The sequence below is a fragment of the Cobetia sp. SIMBA_158 genome, assembly GCF_046566945.1.
Taxonomy (GTDB): Bacteria; Pseudomonadota; Gammaproteobacteria; order Pseudomonadales; family Halomonadaceae; genus Cobetia; species Cobetia amphilecti.
Window position 1 is genome coordinate 569,451 of the sequence record NZ_JAWJYL010000001.1, and the last position, 23,655, is coordinate 593,105.

The 23,655-nt window shown below is 61.3% G+C and carries 36 protein-coding genes; 30 read left to right on the plus strand and 6 right to left on the minus strand.

Going from position 1 to position 23,655, the window contains the following annotated elements; translation table 11 throughout:
• Positions 1–445: 445 nt before the first annotated feature.
• From R2R70_RS02590 to R2R70_RS02600, 3 genes are all read right to left on the minus strand, one after another.
• Complete coding sequence (locus R2R70_RS02590) at positions 446–721, minus strand: hypothetical protein (RefSeq protein ID WP_410977185.1); 276 nt, start codon at positions 719–721, stop codon at positions 446–448.
• Between the two features lie 180 nt (positions 722–901).
• Entirely contained in the window at positions 902–1,366 is a 465-nt protein-coding gene (locus tag R2R70_RS02595; RefSeq protein ID WP_410977186.1) for a hypothetical protein, read from the minus strand.
• A gap of 263 nt (positions 1,367–1,629) precedes the next feature.
• A complete protein-coding gene (locus tag R2R70_RS02600; protein WP_410977187.1) occupies positions 1,630–2,538 on the minus strand; it encodes an XRE family transcriptional regulator in 909 nt (302 codons plus the stop codon).
• Here R2R70_RS02600 and R2R70_RS02605 point away from each other — a divergent pair.
• From R2R70_RS02605 to R2R70_RS02675, 15 genes are all read left to right on the plus strand, one after another.
• A complete protein-coding gene (locus R2R70_RS02605; protein ID WP_054557097.1) occupies positions 2,428–2,658 on the plus strand; it encodes a Cro/CI family transcriptional regulator in 231 nt (76 codons plus the stop codon). The two genes, R2R70_RS02600 and R2R70_RS02605, sit on opposite strands and share 111 nt — an antisense overlap.
• Positions 2,659–2,750: 92 nt before the next feature.
• The gene (locus R2R70_RS02610) at positions 2,751–3,215 is read left to right on the plus strand and encodes a phage regulatory CII family protein (protein ID WP_410977188.1); all 465 of its coding nucleotides are present in this window, start codon (positions 2,751–2,753) and stop codon (positions 3,213–3,215) included.
• 78 nt (positions 3,216–3,293) lie between these two features.
• Positions 3,294–3,614 carry a hypothetical protein gene (locus R2R70_RS02615; protein WP_054557037.1) on the plus strand — a complete coding sequence of 107 codons (321 nt, stop codon included), beginning with the start codon at positions 3,294–3,296 and terminating at the stop codon, positions 3,612–3,614.
• Complete coding sequence (locus R2R70_RS02620) at positions 3,611–3,871, plus strand: hypothetical protein (RefSeq protein WP_152965445.1); 261 nt, start codon at positions 3,611–3,613, stop codon at positions 3,869–3,871. The genes R2R70_RS02615 and R2R70_RS02620 overlap by 4 nt, the downstream gene beginning before the upstream one ends.
• Positions 3,868–4,767 (plus strand): DnaT-like ssDNA-binding domain-containing protein, encoded by a 900-nt coding sequence (locus tag R2R70_RS02625; protein WP_410977189.1) that lies wholly within the window; start codon positions 3,868–3,870, stop codon positions 4,765–4,767. Before R2R70_RS02620 ends, R2R70_RS02625 begins: the two co-directional genes overlap by 4 nt.
• Positions 4,709–5,452, plus strand: a complete 744-nt coding sequence (locus tag R2R70_RS02630) for a replication protein P (RefSeq protein WP_410977190.1) — start codon at positions 4,709–4,711, stop codon at positions 5,450–5,452. Before R2R70_RS02625 ends, R2R70_RS02630 begins: the two co-directional genes overlap by 59 nt.
• A complete protein-coding gene (locus R2R70_RS02635; protein ID WP_176493366.1) occupies positions 5,445–5,801 on the plus strand; it encodes a hypothetical protein in 357 nt (118 codons plus the stop codon). The genes R2R70_RS02630 and R2R70_RS02635 overlap by 8 nt, the downstream gene beginning before the upstream one ends.
• A 181-nt stretch (positions 5,802–5,982) precedes the next feature.
• Complete coding sequence (locus R2R70_RS02640; RefSeq protein WP_084208170.1) at positions 5,983–6,267, plus strand: hypothetical protein; 285 nt, start codon at positions 5,983–5,985, stop codon at positions 6,265–6,267.
• Complete coding sequence (locus R2R70_RS02645; RefSeq protein ID WP_303569994.1) at positions 6,264–6,800, plus strand: VRR-NUC domain-containing protein; 537 nt, start codon at positions 6,264–6,266, stop codon at positions 6,798–6,800. The genes R2R70_RS02640 and R2R70_RS02645 overlap by 4 nt, the downstream gene beginning before the upstream one ends.
• Positions 6,801–6,822: 22 nt before the next feature.
• Positions 6,823–7,380 carry a hypothetical protein gene (locus tag R2R70_RS02650; protein ID WP_410977191.1) on the plus strand — a complete coding sequence of 186 codons (558 nt, stop codon included), beginning with the start codon at positions 6,823–6,825 and terminating at the stop codon, positions 7,378–7,380.
• Between the two features lie 199 nt (positions 7,381–7,579).
• Positions 7,580–7,837 carry a hypothetical protein gene (locus R2R70_RS02655; RefSeq protein WP_410977192.1) on the plus strand — a complete coding sequence of 86 codons (258 nt, stop codon included), beginning with the start codon at positions 7,580–7,582 and terminating at the stop codon, positions 7,835–7,837.
• 264 nt (positions 7,838–8,101) lie between these two features.
• Positions 8,102–8,632, plus strand: coding sequence for a glycoside hydrolase family 104 protein (locus R2R70_RS02660; protein WP_410977193.1), 531 nt, complete (start codon positions 8,102–8,104; stop codon positions 8,630–8,632).
• Positions 8,633–8,676: 44 nt separating this feature from the next.
• Complete coding sequence (locus tag R2R70_RS02665) at positions 8,677–9,030, plus strand: phage holin, lambda family (RefSeq protein ID WP_144726159.1); 354 nt, start codon at positions 8,677–8,679, stop codon at positions 9,028–9,030.
• Positions 9,018–9,443 (plus strand): hypothetical protein, encoded by a 426-nt coding sequence (locus R2R70_RS02670; RefSeq protein ID WP_410977194.1) that lies wholly within the window; start codon positions 9,018–9,020, stop codon positions 9,441–9,443. The genes R2R70_RS02665 and R2R70_RS02670 overlap by 13 nt, the downstream gene beginning before the upstream one ends.
• On the plus strand, positions 9,427–9,645 hold the full coding sequence (locus R2R70_RS02675; protein ID WP_410977195.1) for a hypothetical protein: 219 nt from the start codon (positions 9,427–9,429) through the stop codon (positions 9,643–9,645). The genes R2R70_RS02670 and R2R70_RS02675 overlap by 17 nt, the downstream gene beginning before the upstream one ends.
• A 5-nt stretch (positions 9,646–9,650) precedes the next feature.
• Here R2R70_RS02675 and R2R70_RS02680 read toward each other — a convergent pair whose 3' ends face one another.
• Entirely contained in the window at positions 9,651–9,842 is a 192-nt protein-coding gene (locus tag R2R70_RS02680; protein WP_410977196.1) for a DUF2188 domain-containing protein, read from the minus strand.
• A gap of 47 nt (positions 9,843–9,889) precedes the next feature.
• Entirely contained in the window at positions 9,890–10,135 is a 246-nt protein-coding gene (locus tag R2R70_RS02685; RefSeq protein ID WP_410977197.1) for a DUF2188 domain-containing protein, read from the minus strand.
• A 106-nt stretch (positions 10,136–10,241) separates the two neighbouring features.
• On the opposite strand from R2R70_RS02685, the gene R2R70_RS02690 reads away from it, so the two are divergent.
• From R2R70_RS02690 to R2R70_RS02760, 15 genes are all read left to right on the plus strand, one after another.
• Entirely contained in the window at positions 10,242–10,580 is a 339-nt protein-coding gene (locus R2R70_RS02690) for an HNH endonuclease (RefSeq protein WP_410977323.1), read from the plus strand.
• A gap of 112 nt (positions 10,581–10,692) precedes the next feature.
• Complete coding sequence (locus tag R2R70_RS02695) at positions 10,693–11,172, plus strand: phage terminase small subunit P27 family (RefSeq protein WP_054557049.1); 480 nt, start codon at positions 10,693–10,695, stop codon at positions 11,170–11,172.
• A 6-nt stretch (positions 11,173–11,178) separates the two neighbouring features.
• Complete coding sequence (locus tag R2R70_RS02700; protein WP_410977198.1) at positions 11,179–12,888, plus strand: terminase large subunit; 1,710 nt, start codon at positions 11,179–11,181, stop codon at positions 12,886–12,888.
• Between the two features lies 1 nt (position 12,889).
• Positions 12,890–13,054 carry a hypothetical protein gene (locus tag R2R70_RS02705; RefSeq protein WP_165873905.1) on the plus strand — a complete coding sequence of 55 codons (165 nt, stop codon included), beginning with the start codon at positions 12,890–12,892 and terminating at the stop codon, positions 13,052–13,054.
• The gene (locus tag R2R70_RS02710) at positions 13,051–14,271 is read left to right on the plus strand and encodes a phage portal protein (protein ID WP_410977199.1); all 1,221 of its coding nucleotides are present in this window, start codon (positions 13,051–13,053) and stop codon (positions 14,269–14,271) included. The genes R2R70_RS02705 and R2R70_RS02710 overlap by 4 nt, the downstream gene beginning before the upstream one ends.
• The gene (locus R2R70_RS02715; protein ID WP_084208182.1) at positions 14,268–14,870 is read left to right on the plus strand and encodes an HK97 family phage prohead protease; all 603 of its coding nucleotides are present in this window, start codon (positions 14,268–14,270) and stop codon (positions 14,868–14,870) included. Before R2R70_RS02710 ends, R2R70_RS02715 begins: the two co-directional genes overlap by 4 nt.
• Positions 14,871–14,885: 15 nt before the next feature.
• On the plus strand, positions 14,886–16,121 hold the full coding sequence (locus R2R70_RS02720) for a phage major capsid protein (protein ID WP_286989352.1): 1,236 nt from the start codon (positions 14,886–14,888) through the stop codon (positions 16,119–16,121).
• A gap of 77 nt (positions 16,122–16,198) precedes the next feature.
• On the plus strand, positions 16,199–16,528 hold the full coding sequence (locus R2R70_RS02725) for a head-tail connector protein (protein WP_054557054.1): 330 nt from the start codon (positions 16,199–16,201) through the stop codon (positions 16,526–16,528).
• A gap of 7 nt (positions 16,529–16,535) precedes the next feature.
• Complete coding sequence (locus R2R70_RS02730; RefSeq protein WP_410977200.1) at positions 16,536–17,081, plus strand: head-tail adaptor protein; 546 nt, start codon at positions 16,536–16,538, stop codon at positions 17,079–17,081.
• 11 nt (positions 17,082–17,092) lie between these two features.
• The gene (locus R2R70_RS02735; RefSeq protein ID WP_410977201.1) at positions 17,093–17,671 is read left to right on the plus strand and encodes a phage tail protein; all 579 of its coding nucleotides are present in this window, start codon (positions 17,093–17,095) and stop codon (positions 17,669–17,671) included.
• Positions 17,668–18,108: a hypothetical protein gene (locus tag R2R70_RS02740; RefSeq protein WP_410977202.1), complete on the plus strand. Its 441-nt coding sequence runs from the start codon at positions 17,668–17,670 to the stop codon at positions 18,106–18,108. Before R2R70_RS02735 ends, R2R70_RS02740 begins: the two co-directional genes overlap by 4 nt.
• 33 nt (positions 18,109–18,141) lie before the next feature.
• Positions 18,142–18,858, plus strand: coding sequence for a hypothetical protein (locus R2R70_RS02745; RefSeq protein ID WP_410977203.1), 717 nt, complete (start codon positions 18,142–18,144; stop codon positions 18,856–18,858).
• Between the two features lie 12 nt (positions 18,859–18,870).
• Entirely contained in the window at positions 18,871–19,044 is a 174-nt protein-coding gene (locus tag R2R70_RS02750; RefSeq protein ID WP_410977204.1) for a hypothetical protein, read from the plus strand.
• Positions 19,045–19,120: 76 nt separating this feature from the next.
• Positions 19,121–22,924, plus strand: a complete 3,804-nt coding sequence (locus tag R2R70_RS02755; protein ID WP_410977205.1) for a hypothetical protein — start codon at positions 19,121–19,123, stop codon at positions 22,922–22,924.
• 33 nt (positions 22,925–22,957) lie between these two features.
• Positions 22,958–23,356 (plus strand): hypothetical protein, encoded by a 399-nt coding sequence (locus R2R70_RS02760; RefSeq protein WP_410977206.1) that lies wholly within the window; start codon positions 22,958–22,960, stop codon positions 23,354–23,356.
• Positions 23,357–23,360: 4 nt separating this feature from the next.
• Here the strand turns inward: R2R70_RS02760 and R2R70_RS02765 are convergent, their stop codons facing one another.
• Positions 23,361–23,651, minus strand: coding sequence for a hypothetical protein (locus R2R70_RS02765; protein ID WP_410977207.1), 291 nt, complete (start codon positions 23,649–23,651; stop codon positions 23,361–23,363).
• Positions 23,652–23,655: the final 4 nt, after the last annotated feature.

Here is a 23,655-nt window from a genome sequence, read left to right on the forward strand (position 1 = left end):
GAGTACCAAAAGGCCCCGCCATGGACGTGACGGGGAAGCACAGGCACTGCAGGGAAAGAGCAACGGGAAGCCATCGCGCTGTGTGATGGCTTGCCAGTGCACTCTCGGGTGGGCTCTGCCATTGGCAAAGCCCCGTACCATTCCCAGTATTTCGACAGCCCTGGGCGGCGTACTCCCAGCGGCCTCTCACGTCTCAAACGCTACGGGCGGGCTGGGCATATCTGATTGTTAAAGAGCAGAGCATTTCCCGGCGGTTCGGGGCTCATCAGGCGATACCGGTAGCACCGATGCCCTCTGATAAGCGCTGTCTCTCCAGCTGTCACACCACTCGCCCAGGTGTCGGGGGTAAGGCCGCCAGTGAAGGGTTGGCGCCGGCGCCTTACCTGCGGGTGGTTATGCTCGCAATACCACTGGCACCACCTGCTGGCCGTGGGGCGAGGTCCGATCAGCGACTGGCAAGCTGCTGACCATGCGTAATCTGAGGGGAGCAGAGGCTGGCGGCATTGCCATGGAAGTCCGGCCAGCCGCGGCGCTGGGATTCGACGAAACCGGCTTTGGCGTCTTCCTGCCACATGGCGGTCATTTCGCAGTATTCGGCTTCACTGGCGGACAGCTGGTGGGTGCCATCATTCTGCTGAGTGAGGCTGGCGAGCGTGACCAGGCCGCCGACGATGACGGCGAGTGTGATGGCTGAGCGATGCTTGCGGGCGGTGTCGGTCATGGGTTGCTCCAATCCACTCGGTGACGATGGCGGTGTGCCCTGTCGATGTGAATTATTATGGGTAAGCCCGTATTAACGGTCAAGAGTTTGCCCGTATTTTTTCAGATTGAGGGATTTCCGCCCATGTCGTAGGCAATAAAAAACCCGCCACTGTGGGCGGGTCAGATGGCCTGCGAGGGCTTAGTGGTCGGCGTTCTCGATCCGCCGTTTGTACGCCTCGGCGGCCTGAGTGTCCGTGCCCCCATGTTCTGCGTAATCGAAGCTACCGGCCGGTATGGGGGCTGGTTCTCGCATTTGTGGCTGGGGTGTAGCTGAGGGTTTCACACCACGCGCGGGCGTGCTGGCGGTCAGAGCGCTATTGCGGCCACAGTGATGGCAGATGGTGGCCTGCTTGGGGATCAGTGAGAGGCAGTGCGGGCATTCCTTGTCTGTGGCCTTGGCGCTCCGCATGCGGCGGCGCTTGAGCTTTACTGGGTCTGCCGGCATGGCGATAACATAGAGGATGCCCATCAACGGTGTGCCGAAGAAACCCACCGCGCCGGCCGAGGGGACATCCACGCCCTTGTAGTATGCGGCATGCATTACGGCTAGCCAGGGCAAAAGGAAGACGGAAAGTGTTAAGAAAACGATTAGTGCAGTAGACATGAGTTCGCCTCCTTGCGAGTCATGCAAAGTGATGAGGTTTGCTAAGACTAGCACTGCCGGCAGACGGTGGAAGCAAAAAACGCCCGATATGCGGGCGACTTTATTGTAAAGGTTGGTTGTCTAGCAAAAATAAGGGGGAGGATGACATCAGTGTCAGGGGGGGAGGGTGACACCAGTGTCGGGGGGAGGGGGACACCAGTGTCGTACCTAGAACCTACCTATTAGAACCACTCTCTCTGGTTACGCGTGCGTGCGAGGATTTCTTAGGCAAAGGTTTCCCACCAGAAGACACGGCCGATGATCTTCGGGGCATCCGGATCACCCAGAGTGTAGATCTCTTCCGGGTACTCTATGTGGTTATCACTGACCACGCGCATACGCCCCGGGGGTAATCGGTATAGGCGCTTTACACGCAGCATGCCGCAATGGTCCAGCGCGTAGACCTTCCCGTCCAGAATCTGTCGGCATCCCTTGTCGATGCCGATCGGTGAGCCATCCACGATCACCGGCTCCATCGAGTCGCCAGAAACGGTGGCGCATGCAGCAAGCGATGGATCTACTCCGGCCTTCATCAAGCGCGGCAGGCTGAAGCGCATGTAAGCGCCGTGGTTCTCGATGACTTGAGTGCGACCATCGCCTGCCGCCATCTCTACCTCGCGGAAATACGGGATCTCTACCTCGTCATCTCTGAGAGGCTCATCACCGTCCACGACCTCAGTTTCATGAAGCACCAGCTCGCTGGCATCGCTACGGGGGGCAGTCCCTGGCTCAAGCATCTCGCCTTCGCCAGTCGTGAGCCATCTCGCACTCACGCCAAGTACATGAGCAATTTCAGCCGCATACCCAGTCTTGCGGGACTTGCCCCGTTCAAGGTCGGAAACGCTGGTCTGATCTATGCCCACGCGCTCAGCAAGCTGCACTTGGGTGAGCTTGGCGTATTTTCGGGCGGCCTTGAGGCGATCTTTGAATTCCATGGGGTAATTATCATGGGTGCGCCCATACTCTTGCAAATGGGCATCCCCGTATTTATGATTACGGGTATTCCCGTATGGAGCGGCATGATGAAAAACATATTCGAGCGTTTGGTCGATCACTTTGGGACTCAGGCCAAGGCTGCTGATGCGCTTGGGGTCTACCAGGGCACAGTTTCTGGATGGGTTCGCGGAAAGCATGGGATGTCTCCAGTTTTAGCACTCCGTGCAGAGCGATTGACGATGGGCAAGTTCAAGGCTGAGAAGCTATGCCCGCCGCTGGCCCAAGGCTTACGGACCGCCAACAAGAACACCGCCTGACAGCCACAGAATAGCCGGCCGCCCATATCGGCTTAAACGGAACGAACACGGAGAGATTCACCATGGACAGTCATACAGCCCCCGAACGTGACATGGATACCTATCTGGATGCGGTGCATGACGTGGTTTTCGAGTGCTGCCCAAAGGTGCTGGCAAGCGATATCGGCATGTCGGTGAAGTCACTTTACCGCCGGGTGGCCGAGGACGACCCCATGCCGATGCGTCTGATCGATGTGGTGGGGATCTTCTGGAACGTGGACCGCGAGCACCAGATGCGTTTGATAGCCCCGTTCCTCGATCACTTGGGGATGGTGGCGGTGCCGCGTTATGGGCAAGGCGAGGTGAGTCGTGGAGACGTGTTCGCATCTGTACTGAATGCACAGCAGGGCCAGGGCGCGATGGCGGCGCTGATTCAGGCGGCGATTGCGGATGGCGAGATAGATGACAAAGAGGCGGCGCAGCTTGAAGCGCAGCACAAGGCCATCGAGCAGCAGATGAGCACCCTGATGGGCCAGCTGCAGGCGATGCGTAAGCCGCTGAAGGTGGTTGGCAAATAACGAAACGTTAGATGCAAAGAAGCCCCGCCGGCGACCAAACCATGACGGGGCATCTCAAATACGCCAAGGAAGTATGGCATGACGATCAAGACGAGTGAAGCCAGGCAGATGTTGACCAGCTATCGCGGTTGGAGTTGTGAGTCCCTCAAGGCCGAGACCTATCGACTGGCGGTGGCCATCGAGAAGCGTGAGCGGGTGGGTGGCGTGATCGATTTGCGCATGAGCATGCAGCACCACCTGGCTGTGGTGGCCCTGCTGGAGTGTGGCAAGGGGCAGGGGGAGACGGCCAAGGAAGATGCCCGCCGATCCCTGTCGATCGACCACCACATGAGTGAGGCAGGACGCTATGAGCGCTTGTCGCTGGGGATGGCTGCCAAGGGTGACGAGGTAACGGCATGACGATAACGGCAAGCATGAGCACGGCACGTATTGAAGCCGAGATGGCTCGCGCGAGTCGTCATGTTGCTCAGCGAGAAGATATCCGCCATGAGCAGCCGGTGCGGGCCCGTGAGTACCACGAAGCCTATGCCACTTGGCACAAGTGCAATGCCATTCTCGCTGCCCGCCGAGGTGACAAGGGCGATGAGCTGGGCGGCAAGAAGTGGCACCGGGCGCGTGCGGCACGTCACTTGAAGTTGGCGGGAGGTGAGGCATGAGCCTGCATGCGATGAGTTGGGCGCGTGAGGTGATGCCCGAGATGCCTGAGTCGATCAAGGCGGGCCCGCGTCTGTTGCTGTTGTTGATGGCCGATTACGCGAACGAGCAGGGCGTGTGCTGGCCGTCCGTTCGTCGCCTAGCGGATGAGATGGCCTGTTCGATGCGCACGGTGCAGCGCGCGATTGAGGCGCTGGTCGAGCAAGGGGTCATGACGGTTGTGGCCCGCAAGACACCCTCTGGACGTCAGACCTCGAACTTCTACCGCCTTGCCATGGGTGATGACCAGCAGCAACCGCAAGCCGCCGATGAGCCGTCACCGGAAGAGCTCGAGGCGCTGATGGCCGGTAACGATGAGGAAGAGGCGCCTGCCGAGCCCGCCACAGCACCTGGCCAAGCCGAGCATCCCATCTTCGCCAATTCCGCCCAGCAGGCAGACAACGGCCAGTCGCAAGTGACTGCCGGTGCCCGTCAGGTGCCGATGACGCTGGACTGGCGACCGGACGACACCCACTGGCAGGCGGAGACCCTGCGCCGGGGTGATCCATCGCTGACATGGGATCAGGGCGAGCTGGCGGACTTCACCGCGCACTTCGCGGATCAGCCCGGACGGAGGCATTCGCATCATGCCTGGTGCGCCAAGTTCGCGGGCTGGGTGAGTGAGAACCGCAAGCGAGAAGCGGCCCGTCAGGCCCGCATGAGCCAGAACGCCAACACTTCATCGAACAACAATGCACGCAACGCTGGAGGCACCCATGGAAGCCGTCGCTCAACTGGTCCAATCCGTAACTCGAAACTCTCAGCCGCTGAAGGGCGTGCACTCATTGAGCGCCGCCGCCGTGAACAAGCCGAAGGCCAGCCGCCGTCCGGCGACGTCATCGATGGCGAGTGGTTGTGATGACCTGCCACGGGTGAGTCAGAAGGCGGTGGATGCGCTGTTCGATCGTTTGGCCCAGTTGCATGGCGCCCATTGGCACCGCCGCTGCCGTGAGATGGGCTGGGGCACTGAAGAGAATGGCCAGTGGGTGAGCTGTGACGTGGAAGGCGAGTGGCTGGCGGCCCTGAGCCACCTGAGCGCCCAGCACCTGCGCTGTGGCTTGCAGGCCGAGAAAGCCCGCACGGCCAAGTCACTCCAACAGCGTGGTAACGCCTTCCCGCCTGACAGCGCCATGCAGTTCGCCGAGCTATGCCAGATGACACCCGAGGGGCTGGGCCTGCCGGACTTCGATACCGCCTGGCAGGCATTGCAGGACCACGCCTTCACCGGCAAGCCGTACCCGCATGAGGCCATCGCCGCCGCGGGCGAGCACATGGACCTTCACGGCATGGCGTCTGCCAGTTATCAGCGCATGGACAAGCACGAGCGCGCTTTCCGGGTGTACTACCAGCAGGTGGTGGAGCGATACGCCCGGGGTGATGACCTCAAGCCGCAAGCGGCGATTGGACATGACGGCCAGCTGTCACCGGCAGAACGTGCCGTCATGGCGGGGGAGGAAAAGGCCCATAAGGCAGCGGGTGAACTGGCAGGCATTACACCTGCCCAGGCATTGAAAATGATGCGGGGAGGGTTAGCGCATGGATAACCATGAACATCAAGCACTCACAACCACTACCGGTGCCAACATTGGCAGAACCCCACGGCCACGACGTGCGGCGTTGGATAACCCCGCAAGTCAGCTGGGGCGAACTTATCTGGCACTTAGCGAATCGCGCTCATGGCTGATGCTGCATGAGCTGGCCGCCGAGATCCGCAAGCGCTTCGATCGGTTGGATAGTGAGGCAGCTATCAGCGCCCGCCTGCGAGATCTGCGTCGCCATCATGGGGTAAGAGTGGAGAGTCGCCGCCGTGGGGGGAGTGCGGCCCATGAGTATCGCTTGCTGCATCTTGCTCGAGGCAAGTCCCAGTCTGACATGCTGGAGGCTCTGCAGTGAGCTATCGCCCCGCTGGCAGCTTCAGGCGGCCGAATCGTTCAGCCCTGCGTCGCTGCTTTGCCTGCGGTAGGCGTGTAGCCGTTGATCAGCTGGCGGCGTGCCTGGGTACGTGCAAGCGCTGCATTGCCCTGGGTAGGCCACACTACAACGCCAAGGGTGCTCGGATAAGAGGAACAGGGTGATGGGGTATTCAGGCGGCAAGTACGCTCAGATGGCGGAAATGTTGCTGGCTACGGAGGACTTTCTGCTATTTCTCGATCATGCCAAGCGCTACCGCTACAAACTTGATGAGAACACTATTCCGGATGGGACTCATCAATATGAGGATGGCGTGGATTTCCTTTGCAAGGCATGCGGCGTCACGACTTTTGCCGATATGGACAAGGGCAAGCGATCTGGCCAGATGCTGCCACGAATCATCGCCAACTTCCGACGTTGGCAGTCGGCGCAAAGGAGACCTGAATGAGCTGGGCAACACATCCTTCCGCCAAGGTTGAGGCCCGCAAGTCGCCAAACCGTACCGCCGGTAAAGCCCGCAAGTCGGCGCCACGCATCGATCGTGAAGGGTTGGAGCAGAAGGTGCTGATTCGCTGGCTGTACGCTCAGCAGCAGAACGGCATGCAGGTAGGGCAGTTGCTGGGCGGTGTGGTCTACCACGTCCCCAATGGCGGGAAGCGCAACAAGAAGACAGCGGCAGACCTCAAGATGCAAGGCGTGCGGGCTGGAGTGAGTGACCTGGTGGTGGCCACAGCCCGCGGTGGGCATCACGGGCTCTACATCGAGTTCAAAGCTGCGCCCCCTCACGATGCCGCCCTGGCGAAGTCTCAGCGTGAGTGGCTGGAGAAGATGGAGGGCAATGGCTATCTGGCGGTACTGGCCAGGGGCGTGGATGAGGCCAAGGCGGTGCTGGTGGCCTATGCGAGCTGGCCCGAGACGGTGGTGGCCGGTGAGCCAGAAGTTATGCCGCATGGCAGTGAGTGGCGCAAGGCAACGGCATAAGGCTCACGGAGCAGGAGGGGACATGCAGCGGATCGAGGATATGGGGCTGGCGGAGACTTTTCGCCTGATCGCTAAGCTGCCGGAGGGCGTGAGGCGTCAGCAGGCGTTGGCACATGCTCTGGATGAGCTGCTCGAGGAAGAGATCGAGTATCGCACCGGGCTGCGCCACCAGAATGCCGGGTGGCATCAGGTGTCATCGGTGGGCGGTATGGGGGAAGGGCGTGGCGAGTGCACGGGGCTGGTGGATCACGTCGGCAAGGCCGCCGAGCGCTATCAGCAGGAAAGCCAGTGGCGGACGATGGCGGCGGCGTTGCTGTCACGTCTGACCGATCGACAGCGCATGGCGGTACTGCTGGCGGCCTATGCCATTCCGCCGGTGCATAATTGCCAGTCACCCCGCATGATGACCCAATCGCAGGCCGTGGCGGCGCAGGTGGCAATTCTTGCGCGGCTGGGGTGGGCGCCTGGGGCGGTGGAGGTGGCGCCGTTCAAGTCACCCACGGCACTACGGAAAACTGCGGCGCGTGGCCGCGGCTCACTACTGTATATGGTGCTTTCACAGGCTGAAATGGCTGCTTGACTACCATATGTTGCAAAAGTGGCCGCGAGAGGATACGATTCAGCTACTGTGTGATTCTTGTGTCTCTGGATCACCGCTCATTTCAAGGCCCTGCCATCCGGCGGGGCTTTTGGGTTTATGTATCGTTTATAGATCGCTTGGCTCTTTCCCCCGATATGGCTCACCCTCGCTAATGGGGCATTTTGAGCAAGGGGAGAGCATGAATCACATAGATGCTGGACTCGTCGAAAGGGCTAAGGCTGACCCTGTGGAGCTTCTGGCTCTAGGGGCTTTGCTAAATAAAGAGCGAAACAGGGACGAGCTTACCTTCTCGGAGCTACTCGAACGCTATAGACACGTAGGGCTGACGAGTGACATAGCAGATTCGGCCTGTCACGAGGAGGAGCTTGCGCGCAGGCTGGAGGAAGCGAGAGGTATCAATCGGACTTTTTCCTCTAAGAGCGGCCATGCTCGATGACATCATTTGTGTGACTCATGTGGAGATGGCCAAGAGGGGAGAGCTTAGGCCTCTTGGCGAGTCTCTATGAATTGTGTGACGACATGGGAATAGTCTTGGATGTTGTTGTCGAGGAATGTGAGTTTACACGGCTCACTCATGACGTAGCTGAGGCAGCGCTGAAGCACGGCCATCCCCGCAGACGATATTCGTAGTGTGTTCCATGTGATTTGCGAGCCCTGCCATCCGGCGGGGCTTTTTTGTATCTGCTTACCGGTGAGCTCCATGCCTGCACATGCCCCCGCTCACTGGCTCGATGAGGTCGAGCTGGTGGGCTTCGATGCGCCTGTTGATCCGGCGGCTGATGATGCCAGCAACCTGGCGGCCTTCCTGGACACCATTGCCTATGCCGAGGGCACGCCACGCTTCAGCTCGATTGAGGGCTATGACGTGCTGGTGGGCGGCAAGACCTTCGATGGTTTCGATGATCATCCCCGCCAGTCGGTGTGGCTGCCGAATCTCGGTATCCACTCGACTGCTGCTGGACGTTATCAGTTCTTGATCCGTACCTGGGATGACTTGGCCAAGCGCTTCCACCTGCCGGACTTCTCGCCAACCTCGCAGGATGAGGCTGCCAAGCAGTTGATCCGCCAGTGCCGAGCATTGGGGATGGTGTATGACGGGCGCATCGCTGAGGCCATCCACGCCTGCCGGCGCATCTGGGCGAGCCTGCCAGGGGCAGGTTATGGGCAGCGTGAGCTTGATACCGATGAGCTGCTGGGCGTGTACGTGCGTGCTGGCGGCCACATCGCATAACGATAACGACGAACTACGCAGGGCCTACCGACGCAGGAGGCCATATGCATGATGACGACCACGAGCCCGCCGATATGCCACACCGCGATCCATCGACATGGCAGATGCTGCTGGAGTGGCTGCAGCCGTATCAAGCCAACCTCTATGCAGCAGGGCTGTCATTTGTGATCGCGCTGCTGCGCGGCCTGCATGCCGGTGGCCGCTTCTACAAGTCAGTGCTCGAGGCGACCCTGGTGGGTGGTCTGACACTGGCGCTCAAGCCGCTGTTGGACTGGGGTGGCTTGGATCAGGACATGGCCGTGGCCATTGGCGCCGCGATCGCTTTCCTCGGTGTCGAGTGGCTGCGTGCCAAGTCTGACGCCATCTTCGATAAGGTGCTGGGACGATGGCTGCACTGATCACGACCGCGTGGGCATGGGGCCGCAAGCTGATGTCAGGCGTGAAGTTCGAGGTCATCCTGATGGCGGTGGTGCTGGGCTGGGGTGCGATGCAGACCTATGAGGCGACCAAGGCCGAGCAGCATGCCAATGACCTCAAGGCTGAGCTATCCACCGAGAAGGCAGTCAACCGCGGGCTCGAGATGATGGCGTTGCACTATGGCAATCAGATGAAGAGATTGTCCGTCGCACTGGAGGCACGCGAGGCCAGCCGCGCCCTGGATGACCGCTCAATCATGGCTGCCCGGGCAGCTGCACGCCGGATGGAGAGAGACGATGCGCCGACTGGGGATTGGGCTGACCGGCCTGTGCCTGACGCTGCTGCTGAGTGGCTGCAGCGCCTTCGAGAGCAAGCCAGTGGTGATGCCCACTGAGTGGCAGTGTACACCCGAAGTGCCGAGCTACCTGCTCAATCCGCTGCCCGCCCCTGATCGGCCAGTGGCATCCAACCGCGACCTGCTCAGCCTGCTGGCTGACTATGAGTCACAGCGCCGCCGCTTCAATGCCGACCGCACGGCGACGGCCTCGATTCTCGAGCGCTTGGCCGATGGTCCAGAAGACGTGGGGAATGAGTGATTCAGTCAGAACACACGATCCCGCCCGTTTCCCCCGTCGCGGATGACATAGAGCTTGTAGCCCAGGACATGGGCGAGAGTCTTAGCATACTCGCGGGCTTCGTCTTCCTGCTCGAATGTCTTGTGAGGCACATCCTCGAGCTCACGACGTACTGCCCAGCCGTCAGAGCAACGATAGAGGTATAGCTCGAGCATCATTAGAGGCTCCTGTGATCGAAAGCCGTGGTTCGATATATGTGTAGTTCTTACTGTAGTAATGGAGAGCATTTATCAAAAATGTTCCCGCCTCTTGCTTCAATCACGAGCTTGGTTCTCAGTCGTGCCGCGAGGCCGCGTGCGTAATCAATCGCATCGTATTGTGTTGTAAAGCTTCTAATACACAGTGCTTTACCCTCTCGTTTCACGGCCCATTGGTTATCTTGAACGACTACACGGATGCTCTCAGGAGTCGTCATATCGGCCTTCCTTTCTCTTAGATGGGTCTTGTGCATCTTCGTGCACTAAATTAGTTCCATCAATAAGAATATAAATATCTATCGACCTGTCAGCTAGGGGCTCTATATGCCTATCAAGCCACCGCGCCCATGCAAGGCGCCCATGTGTGGTGGCAAGACGACTGCCTCTCATGGGTACTGCGAAGCGCATGCCGATCGCGCCATCAACTGGTGCAAGAGCAAGCAAGGCGGGCAAGGGCGAGGTGGTCGGCCATGGAGGCGACTGCGAAACGCGATACTCAAGCGAGATCGCTACCTCTGCCAGCCATGCGAACGCATGAATCGCATCACGCCAGCCACTGAAGTCGATCACATCGTGGGTAAGGCTCAGGGCGGCACAGACGACCCTGACAACCTCGAGGCGATCTGCAAGGTCTGCCACCAAGCCAAGACGACGAGCGAGGCGCTGCTGGCCAGATCAGGCAACCACGACAGGCCCTGAGAGGGGGGAGGGGGTGCAATCTCTACCACCTTTGGGGCCGGCCACCGTTCCGTTACGTTTCTTTCTCACACCCGCGAAATTGAAAAATCAGCCTAGCGCGAAGGATTCTCAGATGACACGAGGTCGCAAGCCCAAACCAAGCCACTTGAAGGCGGTGCAGGGCAACGCCGGTAAGCGTGCCATAAACCACGACGAGCCCGAGGGCGATGCACTCGATGAAGCCCCGCCGGCACCCGACTGGCTATGCGAGATCGGCCGCGATGCCTGGGACAAGCTCGCGCCCTGGTTGGTCGGCTCCAAGATTCTGACGCGCTCTGACCTGCATCAGCTCGAGGCCTACTGCGATGCCTACGCCACCTGGCGGCAGGCCGTGGTCGAGATCCAGCAATGTGGCCTGGTGCTGGAAAGCCCTGCCACCGGTGCCCCCATCAAGAACCCAGCTCTGACCGCGAAGAATGAGGCAGCCCGCCAGATGACGACCTTCGGCAGCGCACTCGGTCTCGACCCGTCCAGCCGAGCACGCCTTGCCGTGCCCGGGTCCAAGGACGCCGCCAACCCCTTCGCCGAGCTGCTGGGTGGCAACAAGCGATGACACTCAATGGCCAGCTATCCCAACGTCAATGCTGCGAACAAGTACGCTCGGGACGTGGTGGCTGGCCGTATACCCGCTTGCAAGTGGGTCCGCCTTGCCTGCCAGCGTCATGTCGATGAACAGAAGGCGGCCAAGACGCGCGCCTTTCCCTATCGGTTCGATCGTGACGCCGCCGAGCGGGCATGCGCCTTTATCCAGCTTCTGCCTCACACCAAGGGCAAGTGGGCGCGCGAACGCAAGCTGATCACGCTCGAGCCCTGGCAGCTCTTTATCTTCAGTGTGCTGTTTGGCTGGATGAGCAAGCGTAACGGTCAGCGCCGTTATCGTGAGGCTTACATCGAGGTGCCGCGCAAGAACGGCAAGTCAGTGATCGCCGCGGGTGTGGCCACCTACATGCTGGCCGCCGATGGCGAGTACGGCGCCGAGGTCTACTGTGGTGCCACCACTGAGAAGCAGGCCTGGGAGGTTTTCCGGCCTGCCAAGCTGATGCTGCAGAAATCGCCGGCATTGGTCAGTGCCGCCGGTATCGAGGTGATGGCCAAGAACATCAGTATCCCCGGTGACGGCTCCCGTCTGGAACCGATGATCGGTGACCCGGGCGATGGATCGAGCCCCAGCTGTGCCATCGTCGATGAGTTCCATGAGCATCAGTCGCCCAGCCTCTACGAGACCATGCTGACCGGCATGGGTGCTCGCGATCAGCCGCTGATGTTCATCATCACCACTGCCGGCTTCAACCTCGCTGGCCCTTGCTACGACAAGCGCCGTCAGGCACAGCAGATGCTCGATGGCGTGGTCGATAACCCTGAGCTCTTCGCGCTGATCTACACCATTGATGAGGGCGACGACTGGCAGTCATCGGACGTGCTGCGCAAGGCCAATCCCAACTTCGGTGTCAGCGTCAGCGAGGAATTCCTGCTCAAGGCGCAGCGCGACGCCATCCAGTACCCCAGTCGCCAGAACTCCTTCCTGACCAAGCACCTCGATGTCTGGGTCTCGGCACGCAGCGCCTGGCTGAACATGGCCACCTGGCTGGCGGCCGGCGATGACTCGATGTCGCTGGAACAGATGGAGGGCGAGCCCTGCTGGCTGGGCGTTGACCTTGCTAGCAAGACCGACATCGCCGCCATCGGCCTGATCTTCCGCAAGGTGCGCGAAGACGCCAAGGTCGAGTGGCGTGCCTTCGTGCGCAGCTACCTGCCGGAAGGCGCGATCGAGCGCGCCAGCAGCAACCGCGCTGCCTATGAGGGCTGGGTCAACTCCGGCCACCTGATCATCACCGATGGCGAAGAACTCGACTTCGAGGTCATCCGGCAAGACATCCTCGATCTCTCCAGTCGCTTCGATGTGCAGGAAGTCGCCTACGATCCGTGGCGGGCCACCCAGCTCGCCCATCAGCTGATGCAGGAAGGCGCGCCGGTCATCGAGTACCGCAACACGGTCCAGAACATGAGCCCCGCCATGCGCGAAATGGAAGCCGCCGTCACTGGCGGCCGCTTCACGCACCCGGCTGACCCGCTGCTCACCTGGATGGCCAGCAACGTGGTCGCCAAGGCCGACGCCAAAGAGAACATCTACCCGCGCAAGGAAGCCGCCGACAACAAGATCGACGGCATCATCGCGCTGCTCATGGCGTTGGGGCGTGCCATCACCCTCGATGTCGAGCCGCCCAGCCTTCTCGACTCCCTCTCAGACGACGACTTCCTGGTCATGTGACATGCGAAACCTACTGTTCGACACCCTCGGGCTGGCCGGCTTCGCCAGCCTGACGGGCGGCCTGTACCTGCGATTCGGCCTCGCGGACGCGCTGATGGCCAGTGGCAGCCTGCTACTGGTGTTGGCACTGCTCGGCGCACGCGCCATGCGCAAGGGGGCCTCATGATTCTCGATCAACTGTTCTCCACCCGCTCGGTCGAGAACCCGGCAACACCGCTCACCGGTCAGACACTGACGGACTACCTGCATGGCGACTCCAGCATCACGGTCAACCAGCAGAGTGCTATGACGCTTGGTGCGGTCTACGCCTGCATCTACGTGCTGTCATCCTCGCTGGCGCAATTGCCGCTGCACGTCATGCGCAAGCAGAACGGCGTCATCACAGCCGCCACGGACCACCCCGCGTATCAGCTGCTGCACGACGAGCCCAACGACTGGCAGACCAGCTACAAGTGGCGCGAGACGGCCCAGTCCCACGTGCTCGGCTGGGGCAATGGCTACACCGAGGTGGTTCGGGATGCGCGGGGCAATGCCGTCTCCCTGCAACGCCATTGCCCATGGAACTGCAGCCCGGTGAAGCGCGGCAACCGCTGGCTATATGCCGTCACCGATGACGATGGCTCACGCGCCGTCGCGACCGAGGACATGATTCACGTTCGTGCACTCGGCTCGCACGATCGCACCGGCGTCAGCGTGGTGCGCCAGCACGCCGAGACCATTGGCCTCGGGCTGGCGGCTCAGCGCTACGGCAAGGATTTCTTCGAGGGAGGCGGGCGCCCGACCGGGCTTGTCACCGTCAAGGACAGCTTGAACGCCGATAGCTGGAATCGCCTCAAGGAGACCTGGGCCAAGGCCGTGGCCAGTCTTCGCCAGTCCGAGAACAAGACGCTGATGCTCCCCGCACAGCTGGATTACAAGTCGATCACCATCGCGCCGGAGGACGCTCAGTTCCTCGAGACGCGCAAGCTCAATCGCTCCGAGGTGGCCGGCATCTTCAATGTGCCCGCGCACATGATCAACGACCTGGACAAGGCCACCTTCTCGAACATCTCCGAGCAGGCCATCCAGTTCGTGCGGCACACGATGATGCCCTGGGTCATCAACTGGGAGCAGGAGATCAACCGCGCCATCTTCACACCCACCGAGCGACGGGCTGGCTACTACGCCAAGTTCAACCTCGCCGGGCTGCTGCGCGGCACCCCCACCGAGCGTGCCGAGTTCTATCACAAGGCCATCACCGATGGCTGGATGGACCGCAACGAAGTCCGCGCCCTGGAAGACATGAACCCACGCGATGGCCTCAGCGAAATGCTGATCAGCGTCAACGCCACCCCAGCCAGTCAGCTGGGCCAGTCACCCTCGCCCGAGGACTCCACATCATGAGTGAGACAGAAAAGCGCGCACTGACGTGCGAGGTCCGCGCCGAAGCGGGCGAAGAAGGGCAGCCGTTGCGGATCATTGGTCACGGCGCCGTCTTCAACAAGCGCAGCGAGATGATCATGGGCATGTTCAAGGAGCAGATAGCCCCCGGTGCGTTCGACAACGTGCTGGGCGATGACGTGCGCGCCCTGTTCAACCATGACCCCAACTTCGTGCTCGGCCGCACCCTCAGCAACACGCTGTCGCTGTCCGTGGATGAAGAAGGCCTGCGCTATGAGATCGACCCACCCGATACCCAGTCGGTGCGTGATCTGGTCATGGCGCCGCTGGCACGAGGTGACATCACCGGCTCCAGCTTCGCCTTCCGTGTCGCCCCCGATGGTGACGAGTGGGGCGAGGACGAGCACGGCGTCATCGTGCGCACCATCCACCGATTCAGCCGCCTGCTGGATGTGTCCCCCGTGACCTATCCGGCTTACCCCGATGCGGGCGCCGCCAAGCGGTCGCTCCAAGCCCGTTGCGATGAACTCCGAGAGATCACGCAGCGTGCCGTCAATCAGCGCCGCGCCCGCGAGCGCTTCCTTGAACTCATCAATGCCTGAGCCCGTGGAGGCTACATGAAACTCTCTGAACTGAAGCAGAAGTACGCGGCCGTCGCCAAGGACATGCGCAAGATGCATGAAGATGCCGGCGACACCGAATGGAAGGATGATCAGCGCAGCCAGTGGCAGTCCATGAAGAGCGAGCTGGATGGCCTGCAGGACAAGATCGATCGCGAAGAAGCGCTGCGCGATGCGGATCAGCGCTTCGTGCGTGACAACGAAGAGGAGCTGCGCGGCCAGTCTCAGACGCCGGAAGCTGGGCAGTCCCAGGGCCCGAGTGTGGACGAGCAGCGTGCCGCGGCCTTCGATGCCTTCGTGCGTGAAGGCATGGGCAACATGAGCAAAGAGCAGCGCGCGGTCATGCGTGAGATGCGGGCTCAGGCAGCGGGCGTGGATGACAAGGGCGGCTACACCGTGCCGACCACCATGCTCAACCGCATCCATGAGTCCATGCAGGATTACGGCGGACTGGCCTCTGTCGCCCAGATCCTGAGTACCTCCGATGGCGCCAACATCGAATGGCCGGTGTCTGACGGTACTGGGGAAGAGGGCGAGCTGCTGGGCGAGAATACCGCCGCCAGTGAAAAGGATGTCGAGTTCGGCATCCAGAACCTCGGCGCCAAGAAGCTGAGCTCCAAGGTCATCCGTGTCTCCAACGAGCTGCTGCAGGACTCGGCCTTCGACATCGAGGGCTTCCTGGCCTCGCGCATCGGCTCCCGTATCGGTCGCGCCGAAGCCAAGTACCTGGTGAGCGGAACCGGTGCCGGCACACCCCAGCAGCCCAAGGGTCTTGCCACCTCGGTCACTGGCACCGTGGCGGCGGCCGCTGCGGCCAGCCTGAACTGGAAGGACATCACCAAGCTGATCCACAGCATTGATCCGGCCTACCGTCGCGCTGCGAACTTCCGTCTGGGCTTCAACGACAACACCCTGCAGAAGATCACCGAGATGGAAGATGGCCAGGGTCGCCCGCTGTGGCTGCCGGCCGTCGCGGGCCTGGCACCGTCCACGGTGCTCGGTCAGTCCTACTTCATTGACCAGGGCTTCGAGGACATGGCCGCGAGCAAGAAATTCATGTTCGCCGGTGACTTCCAGCAGTTCGTGATTCGTCGCATCAACTACATGACGCTCAAGCGCTTGGTCGAGCGCTATGCCGAGTTCGACCAGACGGCCTTCCTCGCCTTCCACCGCTTCGATTGCGTGCTGCAGGACACCGCCGCCATCAAGGCGTTGACCGGCAAGGCGGCCTGATCTTCATCCACCACCTGACACAAGGGCCGCCATCGCGCGGCCCTTGCCTGTTGGGACCGACTCCATGAGGCATGCCGATGCTCGAGCTGGACATCATCAAGCTACACGTCCGGCTGGAGCCGGACTTCTCCGAGGACGATCAGCTCCTCGAGACCTATTCCAATGCGGCCCGTCGCGTCATTGAAGGACGCACGGGGCGCACGCTGTATGAAACCCACGACGCCATTCCGGCAGAAGGGGATGAGCACGCGCTGGTCATCGATGACGACATCACCACCGCGATGCTGCTGCTGATCGGTCACTGGTACGAGACCCGCGAAGCCGTGGTCATCGGCACCATCACCTCAGAGGTACCCATGGCCGTGGGTGCCCTGGTCGATCACTACACCCATTACCACTTCGCATGAGGTGACTATGCGTGCCGGACAGCTTCGCCATCGCGTCACCCTGCTGGGTAGCCGCACCGGACACCCGCCCAGCTGGCCCACCTTGCGTGAGGTCTGGGCCGAATTCGTGGAGCCCAAGAGCGCCGGGCGAGAAGAGCAGTCGGGTATCCGCGCTCCATCCTCCACGCTGGTGCGCATGCGACCCCGCGCTGAGTTGGCGGCAGGCCAGATCATCCGCCGCCGCGATGGGGTGCTGTTCATCATCGAATCCATCGACCCGGCACGCAGCATGGTCGAGATTGCCGCGCGTCGCCTGCAGGGCGTGTCTGCCGAGTATGAGTCGCTGAGTGGTGAGGCCTATCCCATTCAGGCATGGCTGCACCGACAGAACGTCTTCATCGGCCAGGCCAATGAGGCCCGCAACGTGGTCGAGGTGCTGCAACCGGAGCTGCGCTGGCCATGGCCGGAGCCCGGCGACATGATCCACATCGCCGGCCTGGCGCTCGAGATCGAAGGCATCGTGGAAGGCAGCGATGACGGCATCAGCGTGCAGTTGTTCACCATCCCTCGCTGACAGGAGGCCCCATGCCTCGCAAGCGCGGCAGAAACTCGCGGCTGCCCAATGGGGTAACGATCGATGGTCTGTCAGAAAGCCTCAAGGCCTTCAAGGCGTTACCTGCAGCAACGCGACGTGCAATGACGACTGCCCTGAATGAGCAGGCCTCAGCGACGCGCAGTCAGCTCATCGATGACATCAGCGCCGATGGTCAGGTCAGGAAAACGGCTGTCCGTTCTCGTATCACCGTAGAGAAAGCCAACAAGGACCAGCCAAGCGCCAGCCTGACGCTCAGCCGCTCGCCGGTGCCCTTCAAGTCCTGGCAGTACAGCACCGAGATGGAAGACAGCACCGGCACCCGCGCCAGTATCTGGATTCGCAAGGGCGGCCAGCGGATGCGTGTCTACGGCTTCGTCAATCCCAAGGGGCGGGGCAAGACGCCGCTGGTGCGCTATCGCAAGGGCAGCCAACAGCGTTTGAGGCGAGCCAGTGGCTGGACCCTCAAGAATCACTGGAATCATCAGGTGAATGGCGAACTGCGCACCCGCATCGCCTTCGACCTCCAGCAACGCTTCCTCGCCCGCCTGGCCAAAGAGAGAGCCACATGAATCCCATCACCCGCGTGATCGATGCCTTCGTTGCACAACTGGCGGCCATCTCGACTACCAATGGCTATGCCACGGACATCGCGCATATCGAATCTGAAGCTATCCAGATCAACCTGCGTTCGGAGACACCGCTGCCGCTGCTACACGTCCGGCGTCTGGCTAGCAGCGTGGACGCCCGTGCCGGGCGCGGTACCCGCAAGGAATCCCTCAGCCTGCAGATCGAGGCCTATCTCGATCTCAAGACGGCCAAGCGTGTTGGGCAGGATGCACTGCTCAATGACCTCTACAACGCCATCTATCCGGACAGCCAGGTGCTGCTCGATGGGCTGGCGGTCACTATCACCACCGGTGATGCCGAACTGGATGATGCGGAGCTGGGCAGCCGCATTCTTCCCATCTATCTGCCCGTGACCATCACCTACACCCGCACGAGGTAACTCATGGCTGACTTCAAAGACACAGGCCTAATCATGTCTGGCGACATCTTCATGGCCGAGGTGGATGCAGACGGCACGTTCGGCGCTCTGAATGGCCCGATGAACGTGCCGTCCCTGAGCATCACGCCGACCAGCGTGAACCGCATCTCTCGCCCTTCCTTCCAGAAGGACAACTACGGACAGGCACTGGATGCCGTCAACCTGCCCAGTGACTCGGCCAGTGTCACCATCCAGTTCGATTCCATGCCTGCCTCCATGCTGGCGGAGACGCTCGGTGGCACGGCAGAGCTTGCCGATGCCGAATCTGACAGCGTGACAGGTGAGGCGCTCACCCTGACGGAAGGTGGCTGGGCCGCGCTGCCGCATTCCGGACTGACCGTCGGCAGTGTCGTGGTAACCAAGGACACCACTGATGTCACCGCTGACTGTGACATCAATCTGAGTGCTGGCCTCATCAAGGCGCGTACCGCTTCAGCGGCAGGCGATGTCACCGTGGATTACGACACCGAGGCCGTCACCGGCTATCGCGTGATGGGTGACACCGAGATCTCCAAGCCGCGTTACATCCTTGTGGATGGCATCAATCTCGCCACCGGCAAACGTACCCGGGTCGAGATCTTCCGTGCCGTGCTGTCAGCGGATCAAGCCACCGAGCTGATGGGCACCGAGTTCATCACCGGTCAGCTGTCCGGCTCGCTGGTAGTGCCGCCCGGCAAGGGCGCCGCCTACACCGCCACCATGTACAGCTAACGGGAGCGAGACATGACCGACAAGACCACTGCTGACAAGCCAGGCAATGAGGCAAAGCCCACCGACTCGGTGAGCGTCAAGCTCAAGAAGGCGCACCGCCACGGCGGCAAGGAGTATGCCGTCGGCGACTCCCTCACCCTCGAGGTGCGCCAGCTGGATCGACTGAAGAAGGCGGGCAAGGTCTGAGCCATTGCCCGTCGCTGTGAGATGCACACCCTAGCCCGCCGCCTGGCGGGCTTTTTCATGTCCGGAGCAAGACACGATGGCCAATCAGAGTGACATCCAGCTGCGCATTCAGGCCGCCGTCGATGGGCTGCAAGACATCGGCAAGCTGATGAATGAGCTGGACAATCTCGGGCAGGACAGCAGCGAGGCCTCTGCTGAGGTTGAGCGCCTCTCCGAGCAGATGTCGGCCATCGGCCAGCAACAGAAGCTGGTCACCCAGATAAAGAAGGTCTCGGCTTCCGTGGAGGATGCCGGGGCTGCCATGCAGGAGTCTGTCAGCAAGGCAGATGCGCTGCAGACCGCTTATGACGCCGCCGCCAGTGCCGCGACGTCACAGCGCCAAGAGGTGGCGCAGGCAGCGGAAGCCGCACGACTGGCCAAGCAGGCGCATCTCGAGCAGTCGCAAACCCTGTCCCAGCTGCAAACCAGCTACAAGGGGGCTCAATCGGCGACAAGTGCCGCCAGGCAAGAGTGGCGTGATGCGGCCCAGCGGGTCAAAGACCTCGAGGCCGGTATCGCCAGCAGTGGCGAAGCGACCGATGAGCAGCGCCAGGCACTCATGCGCGCACAAGGCGCGGTCGATCAAGCCAAGGACAGCTATGACTCGCAAGCCACCAGCTTGAGTGAGCTGCGTGACGCCCTGCAGGAGCAGCGTGAAGCGACAGATGGTGCGAAAGAAGATTGGCAGACGGCTCAAGGGAGTGCCTCGCAACTGGCAGCGGGTCTCAAGCCGGTAGAGCGTGAGCTGACCAAGCAGGAAAAGGCGCTCAACAAGGCCCGCGCTGCCGCGGAGAAAGCCACTGCTGCCCATGAAGCGCAGCGGCAACGTCTTGCGCGGCTGCAGCAACAAGCCCAGGACACTGGTGTCGATATCAGCGACCTGGCAGCAGAGGAAGAGCAACTGGCGCAGGCCGCCCAGGCGCTGGACGCCGATGTCGCTGCGTTGACGCAGAGCCTGCAGGAAGCGGCCAATGCCGCTCAGGAGTCCGGCGAAGCTGCCGAAGAGAGTGAGGGGTTCTTCAGAAGAGCAGGCGCCTCATTGCGCAACTGGGCAGCCGGTGCTGCAGCGGCGGCGGCGGCGGGCGCCGCGCTTGCCGTTGGGTGGGCCACACGTTATGCCGTTCAGCAAGCCGAACTGGCCCAGCAGCTGGACACCACATCGCGCTCGCTCGGGATTTCTACTGACGCACTTCAATCCTACCAGTACGCCTTCCAACGCGCGGGCATCGATGCTGACAAGACCGCCGACATCTTCAAGGACACAGCCGACAAGATCGGCGACGCCTACCAGAACGGCGGCGGTGAGGCGCAGGATGCCCTCGAAGCCTTGGGCATCGAGGCCGAGGAACTGATCGAGCTGGCTCCCGATCAGATGATATTGCGCCTGGCCGATGCCATGAAGGACTTGCCCCAGGCGTCTCAGGTCAATCTGCTGGAGTCGCTGGCAGACGATGCCACGCGTCTGCAACCACTGCTTGCCAACAATGCCGCTGAGCTTCGGGCGCTGATGGAAGAGGCCAGTGAGGTGGGGCTGATCATGTCCCCCGAGCAGATAGCCAACCTGCAGTCCACCAATGATGCAATAGAGCGTCTGCAAGGCAGGCTGCAAGAACTTGGCAACCGCTTGTTGAGTGAATTGTCGCCTGCGGTCAACGAACTTTCTTCGTCGTTTGATGACCTGCTGGAAGAAACCCCCGGCCTGCTGGATGACCTGAACGAGGTCATCAGCAGTGTCATTCGTACTAGTGGCGAATGGGCACGCAGCTTCATCGAGAACCGTGATCAAATCAGCGGCGCCATGCAGTCGATCATCGACACGGGGCAATTTCTCGGCAACTCCCTGACAGCCGTCTTCCGTGGGGTGCAATCGGTGGTGGCGGGGCTAGTGGCCGCCGTTGCCGCGGCATCCACCTGGATACTTGAACTTACGGCCTCCTCAGTCAGGGCGTTGGAGATGGTAGGTCTGGCATCCGAGGCGCAGGTGGCTCAGGCCAAAGCTCGGGCTGAAGCTGCGCGCGCCACGCTCAATGACCTGAACGCGGATGCAGTGCGCTATGCCCAGCAAGCCGCTGCCGCTGCAAAGGATGCCTTCAACGCCTTTGACAATAGTGATAAAGCTGCACAGAAGGCCGCCGAGTCTTCCGGCAAGCAGGCTGCAGCATCAAAAGCCGCTGCCATTGCCGCCAAGAAGCAGGCTGAGGAGGAAGAGAAGGCTGCCAAGCAGGCAACGGATGCGGCCGCCAAACGCCAGAAGGCACTGGAAAACGCCGCCACTTCTCTCGGTACCTCGCTGGGCGAGCTGTCCAGTGGTATCGCGGACAGCGAGCAGGAAGCCCTTGATGCCTTCGCCACGCTGGCGGCCAGTGGTGAATTGAGCGCGGCGCAGCTGGCGACGGCCTTCGAGAAGGCGCAGGACAAGATCAAGTCTGACAAGGGCATCGCCGCCCTCAAGGATCAGGTCGATGGGCTGGTAAATGACGGTGTGACCGGTGCGGATGCCCTCGCGAACAAGTGGAAGTCTGCCGGTGCTCGTCTGGCCAAGGACATGGGCACCACCCTGGAAGAGATTCGCACCGGTATCACCGAGGCGGAACGCTCGGCCATTGATGCCTTCACCAAGATCGCCTCCACCGGCGAGCTATCCGCCAAGGAGCTGAGCCGTGCCTATGTTGGTGCCAAGGAGCAGATCAGCTCTGACGAGGGCATCAAGGCCTTCGGCGCGGTTCTCGATGGGCTGGTTAAAGATGGCGTGACCGGGGCTCGCACGCTCAAGGCGCAGTGGATCGAGGCGCAGGAAGCCACGGCCAAGGCAGCCTGGGGTACAGGAGAGAAGGCGCAGCAGGCCTCTGCCGACACGGCCAAGACGGTGGAGGCCTCTGTCACGCGCAGTGCCCAGACCATTGCCCAGCTGATGAGCAATGCCCTGCACGAGACGAAAGAGCAGATGCGATCGCTCAGTGACGCCGCCTATCAGGCCTTCGCGACTGACTGGGGGATCGACACCCAAGCCGAAGGCATCGAGGGCATGCAGGACCGCATTGCCGAGTTGGATCATGAGATCGGTGATCTTCGCGACAACCTCGCCACCCGTCTCGACTCCACCGGCTTCACAGCCTGGATGACGGACCTCGCCACCACGTCACGACAGACCGAGATCGCCTTCCTCGAGCAGAAGATCGCCGTGGAATCGCTGACCGACCAGATCGAGGCAGGACGGGCGCCAGCCAGCGCACTCTCGCAGGATATGGACGACCTCTCACGCCGCTTCGACCTGCTTGATGAGTCGGACCTTTCCGGCCTCGAAAGCTCCATCCAGTCGGTGCGCAGTCAGGTCGAGTCGCTGTCAGACAGCGTGAGTGACACCCTGGCCAGTCTGCGCTCGGAGCTCGCCAGCCTCCAGGGCGATAGCTCCCAAGTGGAGGCGCTGCGCTATCAGCAGCAACAGACCGAGCTTCAGGAGGCGCTCAACGCCGCCCGGGCATTGGGCGATGCTCAGACCATCAGTGCAGCACAGGAGTCGCTGCGTCTGGCGGAACGCGCCCACGACCTTCGCCTTGAGGATATCCGCGCTCAGTCCGAGCAGGAGAAGCAGCAGGCCTTGGCCGATGAGGCTGAGCGTCAGCGCAACGTGCAGGAGGCCGAGGTCACCCAGCGCGAGAACAATCGTGACGCCCAGAACCGTACCAGCCAGCTCACCCAGTCGGTGCAAGCTCAACGGCGCGTGGCGGTGGATCTCAACATCGCCGGCCAGCAGGTCACGCTGAACGGGGTGGATGAGAGCGAGGCCGATGCCTTCCTTGATCGATTGACCCAAGCCTCACGCACGACGGCCCGCCGCTGATGGCGGGCGTTTCATTTCTATCGAGAGAACTCCATGGCGATCACCCTTGAGGGCATTGTGCTGCCCGATGACATCCAGTGGACCGATGAGCTGGTGTCCCACAGCGTCGGCCAGGTGCAGACGCCCACGCTGACCGGGGCACTCATCATTGAGGAATCCGCGCAGGCGGCAGGGCGCCCCATCACCCTCGCCAGCGGCAACGGGGCATGGGTAACCCGCGCCACCGCGTTGGCCCTCACTGAGCTCGCAGCCACGCCGCGGCCAGACGGTACGCCCATGACGCTCATCTGGGGCGATGGGCAAACATTCGATTGCGTGTTCGATCGTGCCAGTGGTGAGGCGGTCACGGCCATCGAGGTCTATCGCCTCGCCGCTGGCGGCCAGGGGCCGGATCACCCCTACACCATCACCCTGCGCCTGATCACTTCATAGCAAATTACTTAACTTGAATTACGGGAGTAATGAGCTTTTCTAACTCTTCACGACTATCGACATCTGAGAGGCTGGGGGAATGCAATATATCTTCTATTTCATGAATATTAGCTTTTCCTTCTAGCCCTAGTTTGTTCATTAATGACTGTATGAAGTAAAGCACTTCATAGCCCTCGTCTTTATCAATTTTTATTCTGTCAAGCTTTCCAGCGTACTCTCCATCTCCTTTATCTCTACTCCAAAGGTAAGAATATTTATTGATTTGTAATTCTGATCTTCTGATTTTTATCGTCACTGTA

What these genes read in the sequence shown, in the direction of transcription:
- R2R70_RS02590 (WP_410977185.1), bottom strand. Translation starts at nt 721, where the DNA reads ATGACCGACACCGCCCGCAAGCATCGCTCAGCCATCACACTCGCCGTC.
- R2R70_RS02595 (WP_410977186.1), bottom strand. Translation starts at nt 1,366, where the DNA reads ATGTCTACTGCACTAATCGTTTTCTTAACACTTTCCGTCTTCCTTTTG.
- R2R70_RS02605 (WP_054557097.1), top strand. Translation starts at nt 2,428, where the DNA reads ATGAAAAACATATTCGAGCGTTTGGTCGATCACTTTGGGACTCAGGCC.
- R2R70_RS02600 (WP_410977187.1), bottom strand. Translation starts at nt 2,538, where the DNA reads ATGCTTTCCGCGAACCCATCCAGAAACTGTGCCCTGGTAGACCCCAAG.
- R2R70_RS02610 (WP_410977188.1), top strand. Translation starts at nt 2,751, where the DNA reads ATGGATACCTATCTGGATGCGGTGCATGACGTGGTTTTCGAGTGCTGC.
- R2R70_RS02615 (WP_054557037.1), top strand. Translation starts at nt 3,294, where the DNA reads ATGACGATCAAGACGAGTGAAGCCAGGCAGATGTTGACCAGCTATCGC.
- R2R70_RS02620 (WP_152965445.1), top strand. Translation starts at nt 3,611, where the DNA reads ATGACGATAACGGCAAGCATGAGCACGGCACGTATTGAAGCCGAGATG.
- R2R70_RS02625 (WP_410977189.1), top strand. Translation starts at nt 3,868, where the DNA reads ATGAGCCTGCATGCGATGAGTTGGGCGCGTGAGGTGATGCCCGAGATG.
- R2R70_RS02635 (WP_176493366.1), top strand. Translation starts at nt 5,445, where the DNA reads ATGGATAACCATGAACATCAAGCACTCACAACCACTACCGGTGCCAAC.
- R2R70_RS02640 (WP_084208170.1), top strand. Translation starts at nt 5,983, where the DNA reads ATGGGGTATTCAGGCGGCAAGTACGCTCAGATGGCGGAAATGTTGCTG.
- R2R70_RS02645 (WP_303569994.1), top strand. Translation starts at nt 6,264, where the DNA reads ATGAGCTGGGCAACACATCCTTCCGCCAAGGTTGAGGCCCGCAAGTCG.
- R2R70_RS02650 (WP_410977191.1), top strand. Translation starts at nt 6,823, where the DNA reads ATGCAGCGGATCGAGGATATGGGGCTGGCGGAGACTTTTCGCCTGATC.
- R2R70_RS02655 (WP_410977192.1), top strand. Translation starts at nt 7,580, where the DNA reads ATGAATCACATAGATGCTGGACTCGTCGAAAGGGCTAAGGCTGACCCT.
- R2R70_RS02660 (WP_410977193.1), top strand. Translation starts at nt 8,102, where the DNA reads ATGCCTGCACATGCCCCCGCTCACTGGCTCGATGAGGTCGAGCTGGTG.
- R2R70_RS02665 (WP_144726159.1), top strand. Translation starts at nt 8,677, where the DNA reads ATGCATGATGACGACCACGAGCCCGCCGATATGCCACACCGCGATCCA.
- R2R70_RS02670 (WP_410977194.1), top strand. Translation starts at nt 9,018, where the DNA reads ATGGCTGCACTGATCACGACCGCGTGGGCATGGGGCCGCAAGCTGATG.
- R2R70_RS02680 (WP_410977196.1), bottom strand. Translation starts at nt 9,842, where the DNA reads ATGATGCTCGAGCTATACCTCTATCGTTGCTCTGACGGCTGGGCAGTA.
- R2R70_RS02685 (WP_410977197.1), bottom strand. Translation starts at nt 10,135, where the DNA reads ATGCACAAGACCCATCTAAGAGAAAGGAAGGCCGATATGACGACTCCT.
- R2R70_RS02690 (WP_410977323.1), top strand. Translation starts at nt 10,242, where the DNA reads ATGTGTGGTGGCAAGACGACTGCCTCTCATGGGTACTGCGAAGCGCAT.
- R2R70_RS02695 (WP_054557049.1), top strand. Translation starts at nt 10,693, where the DNA reads ATGACACGAGGTCGCAAGCCCAAACCAAGCCACTTGAAGGCGGTGCAG.
- R2R70_RS02700 (WP_410977198.1), top strand. Translation starts at nt 11,179, where the DNA reads ATGGCCAGCTATCCCAACGTCAATGCTGCGAACAAGTACGCTCGGGAC.
- R2R70_RS02705 (WP_165873905.1), top strand. Translation starts at nt 12,890, where the DNA reads ATGCGAAACCTACTGTTCGACACCCTCGGGCTGGCCGGCTTCGCCAGC.
- R2R70_RS02710 (WP_410977199.1), top strand. Translation starts at nt 13,051, where the DNA reads ATGATTCTCGATCAACTGTTCTCCACCCGCTCGGTCGAGAACCCGGCA.
- R2R70_RS02715 (WP_084208182.1), top strand. Translation starts at nt 14,268, where the DNA reads ATGAGTGAGACAGAAAAGCGCGCACTGACGTGCGAGGTCCGCGCCGAA.
- R2R70_RS02720 (WP_286989352.1), top strand. Translation starts at nt 14,886, where the DNA reads ATGAAACTCTCTGAACTGAAGCAGAAGTACGCGGCCGTCGCCAAGGAC.
- R2R70_RS02725 (WP_054557054.1), top strand. Translation starts at nt 16,199, where the DNA reads ATGCTCGAGCTGGACATCATCAAGCTACACGTCCGGCTGGAGCCGGAC.
- R2R70_RS02730 (WP_410977200.1), top strand. Translation starts at nt 16,536, where the DNA reads ATGCGTGCCGGACAGCTTCGCCATCGCGTCACCCTGCTGGGTAGCCGC.
- R2R70_RS02735 (WP_410977201.1), top strand. Translation starts at nt 17,093, where the DNA reads ATGCCTCGCAAGCGCGGCAGAAACTCGCGGCTGCCCAATGGGGTAACG.
- R2R70_RS02740 (WP_410977202.1), top strand. Translation starts at nt 17,668, where the DNA reads ATGAATCCCATCACCCGCGTGATCGATGCCTTCGTTGCACAACTGGCG.
- R2R70_RS02745 (WP_410977203.1), top strand. Translation starts at nt 18,142, where the DNA reads ATGTCTGGCGACATCTTCATGGCCGAGGTGGATGCAGACGGCACGTTC.
- R2R70_RS02750 (WP_410977204.1), top strand. Translation starts at nt 18,871, where the DNA reads ATGACCGACAAGACCACTGCTGACAAGCCAGGCAATGAGGCAAAGCCC.
- R2R70_RS02755 (WP_410977205.1), top strand. Translation starts at nt 19,121, where the DNA reads ATGGCCAATCAGAGTGACATCCAGCTGCGCATTCAGGCCGCCGTCGAT.
- R2R70_RS02760 (WP_410977206.1), top strand. Translation starts at nt 22,958, where the DNA reads ATGGCGATCACCCTTGAGGGCATTGTGCTGCCCGATGACATCCAGTGG.